The 13,074-nt window shown below is 71.7% G+C and carries 12 protein-coding genes; 8 read left to right on the forward strand and 4 right to left on the reverse strand.

The features are described 5' to 3' along the window. Nucleotides 1-101: 101 nt before the first annotated feature. On the forward strand, nucleotides 102-446 hold the full coding sequence (locus KIK05_RS23795; RefSeq protein WP_214413023.1) for a hypothetical protein: 345 nt from the start codon (nucleotides 102-104) through the stop codon (nucleotides 444-446). 160 nt (nucleotides 447-606) lie between these two features. On the opposite strand, the gene KIK05_RS23800 is transcribed toward KIK05_RS23795, so the two are convergent. Both KIK05_RS23800 and KIK05_RS23805 read right to left on the reverse strand, forming a co-directional pair. Further along, on the reverse strand, nucleotides 607-993 hold the full coding sequence (locus KIK05_RS23800) for a Zn-ribbon domain-containing OB-fold protein (protein WP_250563322.1): 387 nt from the start codon (nucleotides 991-993) through the stop codon (nucleotides 607-609). 1 nt (nucleotide 994) lies between these two features. Next, nucleotides 995-2,158 (reverse strand): thiolase C-terminal domain-containing protein, encoded by a 1,164-nt coding sequence (locus KIK05_RS23805; RefSeq protein WP_214413024.1) that lies wholly within the window; start codon nucleotides 2,156-2,158, stop codon nucleotides 995-997. Between the two features lie 369 nt (nucleotides 2,159-2,527). Between KIK05_RS23805 and KIK05_RS23810 the strand changes: the two genes are divergently transcribed. The 4 genes from KIK05_RS23810 (at nucleotide 2,528) to KIK05_RS23825 (ending at nucleotide 7,730) form a co-directional block, all read left to right on the forward strand. Beyond that, the gene (locus KIK05_RS23810) at nucleotides 2,528-3,199 is read left to right on the forward strand and encodes a flavin reductase family protein (RefSeq protein WP_214413025.1); all 672 of its coding nucleotides are present in this window, start codon (nucleotides 2,528-2,530) and stop codon (nucleotides 3,197-3,199) included. Then, entirely contained in the window at nucleotides 3,196-4,341 is a 1,146-nt protein-coding gene (locus tag KIK05_RS23815) for an acyl-CoA dehydrogenase family protein (protein ID WP_214413026.1), read from the forward strand. The genes KIK05_RS23810 and KIK05_RS23815 overlap by 4 nt, the downstream gene beginning before the upstream one ends. Nucleotides 4,342-4,344: 3 nt before the next feature. Next, nucleotides 4,345-5,118 carry an SDR family oxidoreductase gene (locus tag KIK05_RS23820; protein WP_214413027.1) on the forward strand — a complete coding sequence of 258 codons (774 nt, stop codon included), beginning with the start codon at nucleotides 4,345-4,347 and terminating at the stop codon, nucleotides 5,116-5,118. A gap of 77 nt (nucleotides 5,119-5,195) precedes the next feature. Then, nucleotides 5,196-7,730, forward strand: a complete 2,535-nt coding sequence (locus KIK05_RS23825; protein ID WP_214413028.1) for a M14 family zinc carboxypeptidase — start codon at nucleotides 5,196-5,198, stop codon at nucleotides 7,728-7,730. A 131-nt stretch (nucleotides 7,731-7,861) separates the two neighbouring features. Here the strand turns inward: KIK05_RS23825 and KIK05_RS23830 are convergent, their stop codons facing one another. After that, nucleotides 7,862-8,503 carry a TetR/AcrR family transcriptional regulator gene (locus KIK05_RS23830; RefSeq protein ID WP_214413029.1) on the reverse strand — a complete coding sequence of 214 codons (642 nt, stop codon included), beginning with the start codon at nucleotides 8,501-8,503 and terminating at the stop codon, nucleotides 7,862-7,864. 83 nt (nucleotides 8,504-8,586) lie between these two features. Here KIK05_RS23830 and KIK05_RS23835 point away from each other — a divergent pair, with 83 nt between their 5' ends. Continuing rightward, nucleotides 8,587-10,098, forward strand: a complete 1,512-nt coding sequence (locus KIK05_RS23835; RefSeq protein WP_214413030.1) for an FAD-dependent monooxygenase — start codon at nucleotides 8,587-8,589, stop codon at nucleotides 10,096-10,098. 85 nt (nucleotides 10,099-10,183) lie between these two features. Here KIK05_RS23835 and KIK05_RS23840 read toward each other — a convergent pair whose 3' ends face one another. Next, a complete protein-coding gene (locus tag KIK05_RS23840; protein WP_214413031.1) occupies nucleotides 10,184-11,005 on the reverse strand; it encodes an ATP-grasp domain-containing protein in 822 nt (273 codons plus the stop codon). A gap of 226 nt (nucleotides 11,006-11,231) precedes the next feature. On the opposite strand from KIK05_RS23840, the gene KIK05_RS23845 reads away from it, so the two are divergent. Together KIK05_RS23845 and KIK05_RS23850 are read left to right on the forward strand one after the other, a co-directional pair. Beyond that, nucleotides 11,232-11,771 carry a DUF4142 domain-containing protein gene (locus KIK05_RS23845; RefSeq protein WP_214413032.1) on the forward strand — a complete coding sequence of 180 codons (540 nt, stop codon included), beginning with the start codon at nucleotides 11,232-11,234 and terminating at the stop codon, nucleotides 11,769-11,771. Between the two features lie 129 nt (nucleotides 11,772-11,900). Then, a complete protein-coding gene (locus tag KIK05_RS23850) occupies nucleotides 11,901-13,070 on the forward strand; it encodes an FAD-dependent monooxygenase (protein WP_214413033.1) in 1,170 nt (389 codons plus the stop codon). Nucleotides 13,071-13,074: the final 4 nt, after the last annotated feature.

Below are 13,074 nucleotides of genomic sequence, written 5' to 3' on the forward strand. Positions count from 1 at the left end.
GATCTGACAGCAAACAACCCCTTGACCCAAGCGTCCCCAGCCCGCATTATCCAAACGTTGGTACAAATCCATCAAAGAGCCGGGCGAGGGGGTGAGGGACTGTGCTGGCGGTTCGAGCGGGCACGCCGTACCTGCCCTGGCACGATCCTCGCGAGGCGACGCGTCTACTGCGCTACGCGTTGCAGCAAGAGGGGTTCACTCACACCTACCAGAGCAGCGGAATCGGCATGTCCGTGCTCTCGGTGACCACCGAGCTGACGGTCTGGTGCAAGAAGGGGTCGTTCGTCTGGAACGAGGACGGTCTCACCGTCACGCATCCGGCGGCCGATCCCATGGGCGCCGCCCAGCTCGTCAAGCGCCATCTCAGAAGGCCGACCGGGGAGCGCTCCAGGGATTCCTGGGCGAGCGGCCCCGGCGAAGGGCCTCCCACCGACTCCGTGCGATAACGACGGCCAGGACCCCAACCCTCGCCGGGGTCCTGGCGGTCACGCCGGAGCGGAACGTGTCCTGGCGGGTCCCCCACGCCCGCCAGGACACGTTTCCGTTATCACGGTCATCCCGCGGACGCTCTCCGTCAAGCCCGAAATTCCCGGCAGACGCCGATCCTCAGCACGGCCGCCAGTCGATCACGCAGAAGCGCTCGTCGACGTACGAGAAGACCGCCTGGACGGCCTGGCCGGCGGCCGGTGCGGCGTCCCCCTGCCAGCCCCCGACCATGACGCAGTCGGGCGCGTCGGCGAGCCGGACCATCACGACGGTGTACGGCACGGGCGTGTCGGGGAGGAACGGCTGATGGTTGACGATCCAGCTGAGGACGTGACCCGACGGGCCGACCTCCTGCCAGTGCCACCGCCGGTCGTGACAGGCGTGGCAGTACGCGCGGGCGGGGAAGCGGAGCGTGCCGCAGCCGTCGCACGCCTGGATCACGAACTCGTGCCTGGCGACGCGCTCCCACCACTCGGCGGAGTCGCGGTCCGGCACAGGCTTGATCATGTCATCCCTTCCGCAGGATCAGCGCGGAGGTCGCGGGCAGGATGTAGCCGGGCTGCGCCGTCGACAGGGCGACCTCCGCGCCCGGCACCTGGCGATCGCCGGCGTCGCCTCTGAGCTGCGACACCGCCTCCGCGATGTGGTTCACCCCGTGGACGTATCCCTCCGACAGGAAGCCGCCGTGCGTGTTGACCGGGATCGTCCCGCCGGGGGCCGTGGCGCCGGAGGCGACGAACGGCCCGCCCTCGCCCTTGGCGCAGAAGCCGTAGTCCTCGAGCTGGACGATCACCGAATACGTGAAGCAGTCGTAGATCTCCGCCACGTCGACCTCGTCCGGTCCGAGGCCCGCCATGCCGTACAGCCGGGGCGCCAGCTCGGCGGCGCTGGTGACGGTCGGGTCGGCGCGCCCCTCGCCGCCGGAGAGGAACGAGTCGCCCCCTCCCCACGCGGCCGCCGAGATCAGCACGGGCGGGCGCCGCAGGTCGCGGGCCCGTTCGGCGGTGGTCACTACGAGCGCGCACGCGCCGTCGGTCTCCAGGCAGCAGTCGAGGAGGCGGAACGGCTCGGCGATCCAGCGGGCGGCGAGGTAGTCGTCGAGGGTGATCGGCGTGCGCATGAGGGCGCGGGGGTTCTTGACGGCGTTGGCGCGTTGCACGACGGCCAGCCGACCGAAATGTTCTTCTTTAGTGCCGTATTTCAACATATGGGCGCGGGCGTACATCGCGTACTGCTGCGGCGGGGCGACGTAGCCGTACGGCGCCTGGTACTGCACCTCGGGACTGACCGGCACCGCCCGCCCCGTGCCGCCCATGCGGAACTCCGAGCGGGCGTTGATGGCCCGGTAGCAGACGACGGTCTCGGCGATGCCCGCCGCCACCGCCAGGGCCGCCTGCCCCACCACCGCGTGGGAGACGCTGCCGCCGCCGAACTGGTCGAGGTACCACGAGGGGGCGTGGACGCCGAGCGCCGGCCCCACGACGGACGGCGCGGCCGAGTCGCCGACGCGGTGGGTGGCGATGCCGTCCACGTCCGCCGGGCCGAGGCCGGCGTCGTCGAGGGCGGCGAGGATCGCCTCGCAGGCGAGGGTGAGCGTGCTGACCCCGGAGTTCCTGGAGAAGGCGGTGTACCCGACTCCTGCCACCGCCGTGCGGTCCCGGAAGCCTCCCACGGTGACGCCTCCTCGGTCTCGTCAAGCAAGCGCTTGTGAGGTTTCGAGGTTAGGTGCGCCTGATCCAGGATGTCAACGAAGCGTGTTCCCGTCGATCTCCAGCGGCCACGAGTTGACCTGAACCTTTGTTCAGGTTGCATGCTTGACCCCGTACGTCCCCCGCCGAGACGAAGGACCCGCCCAGTGGAGAGCCAGGTCGACCTGCGGAGATCCCTGCCCCGCTTGACATCCCGGCCGGAGGCCTCCTATCGTCCAAGCAAGCGCTTGGTAAAGTGAGGGATACGATGGAGGAGCCCGTCCCCCAGTCATCCCCGTGGTCGAGCACTTCCCGGGGGCAGGTAGAGGCCACCCAAGGAGGCGAGTACGACGATGAGCACCCACGCGGCCCGGCTGATCGCGCCACACGGCGCCGCCGCGGTCCTCGGCCCGGCCGTGCATGACGGCCGGCCGGCTCCGCCGCCTCCCCTCCCGGCCGTCCCCCGGACGCACCCCCTGAACGGCCACCCGGTCCCCGCGGGCGACGTGCGTCCCGTCCCGGCCGTGGACGGCTCCCCCGCTCCCCGGGCCGTCGACCCGCAGCACTTCAGGAACGTGCTCGGCCGCTTCGCCACCGGGGTCGTCGCCATCACGGCCCTCGACGCGGCCGGCCGGCCCTGCGGGCTCGCGGCCAACTCCTTCACCTCCGTCTCCCTCGATCCGCCCCTGGTCGCCTTCTGCGTCGCCCACACCAGCACGAGCTGGCCCCGGCTGAGGTCCGCGGCGCGGCTGTGCGTCAACGTCCTGTCCGAGGACCACGAGCAGGTGTGCAGGCAGCTCGCGTCGAAGGGCGGCGACAAGTTCGCCGGGCTCGCCTGGGACCTGTCCCCCGGCGGCAGCCCGGTCATCGAGGGCGCCATCGCCTGGATCGACTGCTCGGTCGAGGCCGAGCACCCGGCGGGCGACCACCTCATCGTCGTGGCCCGCGTGCACGACCTCGACGGACACGCCGACCACGGCCCCCTGGTCTTCTTCCGCGGCTCCTACGGCCGGTTCGACGGATGAACTTCCGGGAGGAGGTCCGGGCCTGGCTGGAGGCGAACCTCACCGGCGAGTTCGCGGGCGCCCGGGGCCTCGGCGGCCCCGGGCGCGAGCACGAGGGCCACGAGCTGCGGGTCGCCTGGGAACGCCGCCTCGGCGCCGCCGGGTGGACCTGCCTCGGCTGGCCCGAGGAGTACGGCGGCCGGGACGCCTCCCTGTCCGACCAGGTGGCCTTCCACGAGGAGTACGCCCGGGCGAACGCGCCGGCCCGGGTGGGCCACATCGGCGAGGGCCTGATCGGGCCCACCATCCTCGAATACGGCACCGAGGAGCAGAAACGCCGCTTCCTGCCGCCCATCCGGTCCGGCGAGGAGCTGTGGTGCCAGGGGTACTCCGAGCCGGAGGCCGGGTCGGACCTCGCGGGCGTGCAGACCCGCGCCGTCCTCCAGGGCGGCGAATGGGTCGTCACCGGGCAGAAGGTCTGGACGTCGCTGGCGCACGTCGCCGACTGGTGCTTCGTCCTCGCCCGCACCGAGCCCGGATCCGAGCGGCACCGGGGCCTGTCCTACCTGCTGGTCCCCATGCGGCAGCCCGGTGTCGAGGTACGCCCGATCATGCAGCTGACCGGGACCGGCGAGTTCAACGAGGTCTTCTTCGACGGTGCCCGCACCGCCGCCGCGAACGTGCTCGGCGCCTCTGGTGAGGGCTGGCGCGTCGCGATGGCCACCCTGGGGTACGAGCGCGGCGCCTCGACGCTCGGACAGCAGATCGGTTTCCGCCGCGAGCTCCAGACGGTGATCGACACCGCCCGGCGCACCGGCGCGGCGGACGACCCGGTGCTGCGCGACCGGCTCGTACGGGCGTGGCTGGAGCTGGAGATCATGCGCTTCAATGCGCTGCGCACGATGACGTCCCTGTCGGCCGGGGAGCCCGGGCCCGAGGTGTCGATCGCCAAGCTGTACTGGTCGGAGTGGCATCGCCGGCTCGGCGAGCTCGCGCAGGCCGCGCAGGGCAGGGAAGGGCTGGTGGCGCGCGGTGAGCCGTACGACCTCAACGACCTGCAGCGGCTCTACCTGTTCAGCCGGGCCGACACCATCTACGCCGGTTCCAGCGAGATCCAGCGCAACATCATCGCCGAACGCACCCTCGGCCTCCCGAAAGGCTGACCCATGACCCCCGCCTACCCGCCCGCCCACGGCCTGCTGGACGGGAAGGTCGCGCTCGTGACGGCCGCGGCCGGCGCGGGCATCGGGTACGCCACCGCGCGGCGCTGCGCCGAGGAGGGGGCCGTCGTGGTCGTCTCCGACCGGCACGAACGCCGTCTCGCCGAGGCCGCCGCGACGCTGACCGAGCTCACCGGGGTGAAGCCGCTGGCGGTCCCCTGCGACGTCACCTCCGAGGCGCAGGTGCTCGCCCTGTTCGACGCGGCGGTGGAGGCGTACGGGCGGCTCGACGTCGTGGTCAACAACGCCGGCCTCGGCGGCACGGCCGCCCTGGCCGACATGACCGACGAGCAGTGGCACGCGGTGCTGGACGTCACGCTCAACGGGACGATGCGGTGCACGCGGGCGGCCCTCAGGCACATGATCCCGCGGGGCCGTGGGGTGATCGTGAACAACGCCTCCGTCGTCGGCTGGCGGGCGCAGAAGGGCCAGTCGCACTACGCCGCCGCCAAGGCCGGCGTCATGGCGCTGACCAGGTGTTCGGCGCTGGAGGCCGCCGAGCACGGCGTCCGCGTCAACGCGGTGGCGCCCTCGCTCGCCATGCATCCGTTCCTCGCCAAGGTGACCAGCGAGGAACTGCTCGCCGAACTGGAGGCCAGGGAGGCGTTCGGGCGGTCCGCCGAGCCGTGGGAGGTCGCCAACGTGATCGTCTTCCTGGCCAGCGACTACTCGTCCTACATGACCGGCGAAATCGTCTCGGTCTCCAGTCAGCACCCCTGACCGGGAATCCCACCAAAAGTAACGAAACCCTAAAAATCACTCTTGTCATGGACAAATCTCGATGACACGGTGATCACATGCTCAAGCGCCTCAAGGTGATCGCCACGGCCGTACTGGCCTTCGCGGTCGCCCTCCCCGCGGGGGCCGCCCAGGCGGACCCCGGCACCCCCCAGGCACCCGCCACCTGTGATCCCACCCAGACCACACCGGCATATCGCAACAAGGTCCCGACCCCTAAGAGCGTGCTCGGGTTCGACCTCGGAGCGCGCGAGGTCACCTCGGCCGAGTCGGACACCCTCCTGGAGGCCATCGACAGGGCCAGCGACCGCGTCGTCTCCGGCACCCTCGCCACCACCGCGCAGGGCCGCCCGCTGAAGTACGCCATCGTCGGCCGGCCCGCCAACGTCACCCGGGCCGGGCTGGCCGCCACCGAGATCGCCGTCAAGGCCCTGCGCAACCCCCTCACCCCCTCGGCGCTCGCCAAGGAGATCGCCCGGCGCAGCCCCGCCGTCCTGTGGGTCACCGGCAACGTGCACGGCAACGAGGAGAGCGGCGCCGACGCGGCGCTGAAGACCCTGTACGACCTTTCGGACCGCGACGACTGCGCGGCCAGGCGCATCCTCGACAACGCGGTCGTGGTGATCCTGCCGATCCAGAACCCGGACGGCCGCGAGGCGGACACCCGCCGCAACGCCTACGGCTTCGACATGAACCGCGACTGGTTCGCCCGCACCCAGCCGGAGACGGACGGCAAGCTGGAGCTGCTGCGCAGGTACCCGCCGCAGCTCTACATCGACGCGCACGAGCAGGGCGGCACGGCGTACTTCTTCCCGCCGAACGCCGACCCGATCCACCACGACATCGCCGAGCCGGCGTACGACTGGATCAGCAACCTGTACGGCCGGTCGATGATCGACGAGTTCACCCGCCGCGGCATCCCCTTCACCAACCGCGACGTGTACGACATGTTCTACATGGGCTACGGCGACACCGTGCCCACCGCCGGCTTCAACGCCGCGGGCATGACCTTCGAGAAGGGCGGCGACTCGCCCATCTCCACCCGTACCTTCGAGCAGAGCCTCACCCAGTGGGTGTCGCTGTCGGCGGCCGCCTCCCACAAGGAGAGCATCCTGACGACCTGGCACGGCATGTACGCCGAGGCGCTCAAGGAGGGCCTCGACGGGAAGCTGGAGCCCAACCAGGTCTACAACCCCGGCCACGAGGTCATCACCCAGGTGCCCGACCGTCCGGTGCGCCACTACTTCCTGCGCGCCGACGACCCGGCCAAGAAGGCGGCGGTGGAGTCGATCGTCCGCCGGCTGCAGCGCATGGACGTCCAGGTGTTCACGCTCGCCAAGGCGGTCACCTTGCCGGACTTCAAGGAGTACGGCAGGCCCCCGGCCCGCGCCACCCTGCCCAAGGGCACCTACTGGATCCCGATGGCACAGGGACAGAAGCACTGGATCCAGGCGATGCTCGGCGAGGACAGCTACACGCCGTTCCCCTACTTCTACGACGTGACGGCGTGGAGCCTGCCGCTGCTCGCCAACGTGTCGGGCGGCTCGTCCGGCAGCGTGCTGCTGCCCGCCGCGGTCCCGGCCCGGCAGATCCCCGCCGTCGTGTCGCCCCCGGCTCCCGTCGAGCGGCCGAAGGTCGGGGTGCTGGCACTGTCGGCCACCTCCACCACGACCTTCGAGTCCCTCGGGTGGCTGCGCCACCGCCTCGACCGCGAGTGGAAGCTGCCCTACACCACGCTGACCCCGGCCGACGTCGCGGCGGGCAGGCTCGCCGGGCTCGACGTCCTGCTGGTGCCCGCCGGCCCGGCCACCTCGGCGAACAACGCCCTGGGCCAGGCCGGACGCGACGCGCTCAAGGCGTGGGTGGGCGGCGGAGGCAGGTACGTCGGCTGGAGCGGCGGCGCCCAGCTCGCGTCCCTCGCCGGGGTGAGCACGGCGACCTTCACCGAGCCGACGTCCGACGTGCCCGGCTCCCTGTTCCGGGTCCAGGTCGCCAAGGGCCCGCTCGCGGACGGCGTCGGCTCCACGGCCTGGCAGTTCTACTCCTACGACCCGCTGATGCGGGCGTCCGACCCCTCGCAGGTCGTGGCGTCCTACCCGGTCGCGAACTCGGCCGACTGGTACGTCTCCGGCTTCCAGATCGGCGCCGAGGAACTGGGCGGTACGGCGGCGGTGCTGGACGAGCCGGTCGGCAAGGGGCACGCCGTGCTGTTCGCCGCGGAGCCCAACTTCCGGGCCTTCACCGACGGCACCACGCACCTGCTCACCAACGCGATCACCGCCGACCTGCCCAGGGCCCACGCCCCCCGCGCCCTGGACACCGCGACCGTCACGCCACCGGCCACGACCGCGGCGGTCCCCGACCGGGAGGCGCCCATCCGCGTCACCGTCGACCCGGCCGACAAGGCCAAGGTCGCCTCCGTCCTCACCGGTTTCGGCGCCAGGTGGACCGAAGAGGCCGGACCGCGCGGCGCGGTGAGGTTCGTGGTCGACAACCCCGGCGGCCTCGGCCTCGACGAGCACCCCTGGGCCACCCGCCTCCCCTCCACCCTCCGCACCGCCGGAGTCACCCCCCTGGCCCTCGTCCTGCCCTGACCCGTCCGGACACCTGTACGGCTCGCGCCCCGATTCCCGTGTGGCGCGAGCCGTTTTCATGTCATCATGCAGCCGTCCGTGATTTGAACATCACGGAAAGCGACATTCCCCTTGTCCGCACAACAGGTCTGTCAGGAGTCGCCGGTCAGCGCGCCGAGGCCGTTCTTCAGCAGGGTGAAGGCGTGTTCGGTGTCGCCCAGGGCGGCCGGGAGCCGTTCGTGGGCGGGCATGCCGTTCACCATGTGTTCTCTGTTGTCGAGGGCGAGGGCCCACTGCACCGCGACGATCTGCACGGCCGCCAGGCGCGCCGTGAGCGGTGGCACGCCGGCGGTGTCGCGCAGGGCCTCCGCGAGCGCGGCCTCCGAGGCCGCCTTGAAGCGTTCCAGCCGGCCGACCAGGGCCGGGGTCCCCGCGAGCATCCGGTAGAGCGCGAGGATGTCCGGGCGGTCGTTGAGCCCGGTCATGGGGTCGTGCCGGTCGAGCGCGTCGAGATGGTGCGCGCGCAGCGCCTCCAGGGGGCCGGTGCCGGGCGGGCGGCCCCGCACCACACGAGCCGCCTCACCTTCGTGGTCGGCGAACCGGTGCACCACGAGGTCTTCCTTCGTCGGGAAGTAGGCGAACAGGGTGCGCCTGGACACCTCGGCCGCCTCCGCCACCTGCGTCACCGACACCTGGTCGAAGCCGTGCTCGAGGAACAGCGCGATGGCCGCCTCGGAGATCGCCAGGTGCGTCCGCCGCTTCTTCCGTTCTCGCAGACCCGGAACGTCGCTCACAGCCGTGATCGTATCAGCCTGCTGCACTTGAGCTTTATTTGCACTCGGTATACCTTCGCACTCAGTCGAGCCAAGGAGATGCCTTGACGGAGATCGAGACCGAGGTCGTCATCGCGGGTGCCGGACCCACGGGCACCACGCTGGCGTACGAGCTGGCCCTGGCGGGGGTCGGCACCGTCGTACTGGAGAAGCAGTCACGGCGCGTCGAACAGGTGAAGGGCGGCGCGATCCAGCCACGCACCGCGGAGTTGCTGGAGTCGCGCGGCCTGCTGGAGCCGCTGCTGTCCCGGGCCGTCGCGCGGGAACCCGTGGGCGGGCACTTCGCCGGTCTTCCGGTGCCGCTGGACTGCACCCCCTGGCACACCAGGCACCCGTACCCCATCACCGTGCCGCAGTCGACGGTGGAGGAGGTCCTGGAAGGGCAGGCCGTCGCCCGCGGCGCGCGAGTGGTCCACGGCGCCGCGGTGACCGCGGTGGAGCAGGACGACGACGGCGTGAGCGTGACCGCGGGCGACCTGCGGGTGCGGGCGCGCTTCCTGGTCGCCTGCGACGGCGGGCACAGCACGGTCCGCAAGCTGCTCGGGGCGGCCTTTCCCGGCCGGCCCGGCACGTTCGTCGGCGCGCTGGCCGACGTCCGGCTGTCCGCCGTCTCGTCCCTGGTGCCGCGCAAGATCGGCCATATGAGCGACCTGACCCGCGAGGCCAACGGCTACTGGGCGATGCTCGTCCCGGTCGGCGGCGACAGGTACCGCCTCACCTACGGGCAGGTGGAACAGACGCAGGCGCGGCGCGACGCCCCCGTCACCGAAGAGGAGATCGCCACCGCGCTGCGGGCGGTCTACGGCGAGGAGACCGTGCTGGACGGCGTGACCTCCTCGTCGCGCTTCACCGACGCCACCCGGCAGGTGGAGCGGTACCGCGAGGGACGGGTGCTGTTCGCCGGGGACGCCGCGCACATCCACCCGCCCTACGGCGGGCAGGGCCTGAACACCGGGATGCAGGACGCGTTCAACCTCGGCTGGAAGCTGGCGGTGACCCTTCAGGGCCGGGCGCCGGACGGCCTGCTGGACACCTACCACGCCGAACGGCATCCGGTGGGCGCCCGGGTGCTGCACCACACCTCCGCGCAGCGGGTCCTGTTCCACCCTCGGCCGGACGGGGACGTCGCCGCGTTGCGCGACATCTTCAGCGACCTGCTGCGGCTGCCCGACACCAACCGCCACCTGGCGGGCCTGATGTCCGGCCTGTCGCTGTCCTACGACCTGCCGGGTGAGCATCCCCTGGTCGGGCGGCGGGTGCCGGACATCAGCCTCGATTACGGACAGAGGTGGCTGTCGGCCCTGTTCCGTGCCGGGCACGCCGTCCTGCTGGACCTCGCCGGGATCGTCCCCGACGACGTCCGGCTTCCCGGGTGGATCGACCTGGTCCGTGCCCACGGCGCGGAGGATCTCGGCGCCGCCGCCCTGCTGATCCGTCCGGACGGCTACGTCTGCTGGGCCGCCGACGACGCGGACGCCTGCCGTGGCACGCTGGCCGAGGCCGTCGCGACGCACCTGGCGCCGCGCCCGGAGGACCTTCCGGTACGCCCCGGCTGACGGTCCGGGGTCCTCCAGCTCGGGCACCGGCGAGACCGACGGCTCGCGCGCCCCGTTCGCCCGGCAGGCGCGAGCCGTTCCCCGTCTACAGGAACTCGCGCAGGGCCGCGGCGAGCCGGTCGGCGGCGCCGGGGGTCTCGCCCAGGTACAGGTAAGGCTCGGTCAGCTCCAGCTCGATCAGCGCCGGGGTGCCGTCGGGCAGGCGGACGAGGTCGACGCGGGCGTACAGGAGTTCCTCGCGCACCTCGCCGAGCACCCGCTCGGCCAGCGTGAACTGGTCGGGCTCGGGGTCGCGCTCGATGGTGCCGAGGTGGTTGAGGGGCTTGCCGTCGGGGCCCTCGGCGAGCATGGCGTTGCGGCGCCTGGCGTGGCTGAACGACCCGCCGATGAAGATCAGGGAGGTCTCGCCCTCGGCCTCCACCATGTCGAGGTACGGCTGCACCATCGCGACCCGGCCGCCCGCGACGAGGTCGCGCGCGTGCTCCTCGGCCACGGCGCGGTCGACGGTGCGGATCGTGTCGCGGGCACCGGCCGAGATGGCGGGCTTGACGACGTACTCGTCATGGTCCGGGAGCGTCACCTGCTCGCCGGGGTGGATCCAGTGCGTGGGCACGATGGGCACGCCGAGGTCGCGCAGGTAGGTCTTGTCGGTGTTCCGCTCGATCACCGAGGCGGGGTTGAGGAGCCGGGTGAGGCTCGCCGCCTTGTGCGCCCACTGCACGAAATCGTCCCGGTGGAGGATGTAGTTCCAGGGCGAACGCACCACGGCCGCGTCGAACGACGCCCAGTCGGCCGCCGGGTCGTCCCAGCGCACCGCGGCCCCCTGCATCCCGGCCCGTTCCCAGGCCGCGATCAGCACTTCCCTGTCGTCATCCGGACCGTCATAGGTGACATAGGCGATCTTCACGACACTCCATCCCGAAAATGACACGCCAGTACCGTCAGCATCGTACGGACATGTCATCGGCGCAGGAGCCGCGGGCCGCGAGGCGACGTCGCCGGGGCCACGGCCGGCAGGCAATCAGATGGTCGGAAGATGGCCAGTTGTCCGATTTTCGCCACTTTCGCCACATGCAGAGCCGAGGGCGAGGAAACGAGTAAGAACGAGACGACAGCGAACTCAGGGGGTAGCGATGTCGCCGCGTGTTCCATTCGCCGAGGTCACGACGGCCGCCGCGATCGTCCTGCCCGTACTGGCGGGCGGCTCCCCGGCGGCGGCGCGACTGGACGCCTCGGAGCGGGACAGGACGTTCCTCATCCAGGCGCACCAGGACGACCTCGGCGGGATCGCCGCCGGGAAGCTCGCCCGGGACAGAGGGCAGGACCCGGACGTCCGCTCGATCGGCTCCACGATGGTCGCCGACCACAGCGAACTGGACACCGTGGTCAAGAGCACCGCGAACGCCCTCGGGGTGTCGCTCCCGTCGGAGCCCTCGGCGGAGCAGAAGGCCGGACGGGACCGGCTGAACGGGCTCTCGGGGACGACATTCGACCGGGCATGGGTCGAGGCGATGATCCAGGACCACCACACGGCGCTGGAGCTGGGAGCGCGGGAAGTCCAGCAGGGCTCGTCCAAGCAGGTCAAGGACCTCGCCCGGTCCAGTGCGCCGGTGATCCGGAACCACCTGAACCGCCTCCTCCAGGCGCAGCGCCGCCTCAACGCCGCGGGCTGACCGCGGAGCCGGGCCGGACGCCCTCGGCAGCCGCATCGCCCTCGCGCCAAATTAATCAGCTATGGATAGTTGACTTCAGACTATCCATAGCTGACTATTTAGGAGATCGACACGAGCTGAGGAGAGAGCATGAGCACGGTGAAGACGGCACTGGTGATCGGTGGCGGGATCGCGGGGCCGGTGACCGCGATGGCGTTGGCGAAGGCGGGGATCGAGGCCACCATCTACGAGTCGCACCCGGCGGCGGCGGACGGCGTCGGAGCCTGGCTGAGCCTCGCCCCCAACGGGCTGGAGGCGTTGAAGATCGTCGAGGCCGACAAGGCGGTGGAGGCCGTCAGCCAGGCCGTCCCCGGCGTGGTGATGGCGGACGGCGACGGTAACACCCTGTCCGTGTTCCGCGGCTTCCCCGGCCTGCCCGCCTCCCGGGCGATGCCCCGTGCAGCCCTGTTCACCGCGATCGCCGAGCACGCCGCGGCCCGGGGCGTGCGCGTCGAGTACGGCAAGCGGCTGGTCACCGCCGTGGAGAACGCCGACGGCGTCACCGCCACCTTCGCGGACGGCACCACCGCCACCGCCGACGTGCTGATCGGGGCCGACGGCATCCGCTCCACCGTGCGCACCCTCATCGACGCCGGCGCCCCCGGCCCGGAGTACGGCGGCGTGCTGAGCTTCGGCGGCTACAGCAGCGGCGCCGGGGTCACCGCCGAGCCGGGCGAGATGTACTTCGCGTTCGGCCGCACCTTCATGGGCTACTGGCGCCTGCCCGACGGCCGCGTCTGCTGGTTCGCGAGCCTGCCCAGCGCGGCGCCGCTCACCTCGGCCGAGGTCGCCGCCGTCCCCGCCGCCGACTGGCTGGCCCGGCTGCGTGAGCTGTACGCGGGCCACGTGCCCGGTGAGAGGCTCCTCGCCGGCACCGCTCCCGAGGACCTCATGGCGGTGGGCCCGATGGAGCGGATGCCGTCGGTGCCGCGCTGGCACAGCCAGCGCATGGTCCTGGTCGGCGACTCGGCCCACGCCCCCTCCTCCAGCTCCGGCCAGGGCGCCTCCCAGGCCGTCGAGAGCGCCGTCGAGCTGGCCCGCTGCCTGCGCGACCTGCCCACCCCCGCCGCCGCGTTCGCCGCCTACGAGCGCCTGCGCCGTCCCCGGGTGGAGATGATCGGCGGCAACGCCGTCGCCACGAACAAGGCCAAGGCGGGGCGGTCCGGCGACCGGCCGGCCATGCCCACCCCCGAGCAGATGTTCGCTCCCGTCCACCTCCACCGCATCGACTGGGACGAGACCGTCACCTCGGCGGAATGACGGG

The organism is Sphaerisporangium fuscum (assembly GCF_018531465.1).
GTDB lineage: Bacteria > Actinomycetota > Actinomycetes > Streptosporangiales > Streptosporangiaceae > Sphaerisporangium > Sphaerisporangium fuscum.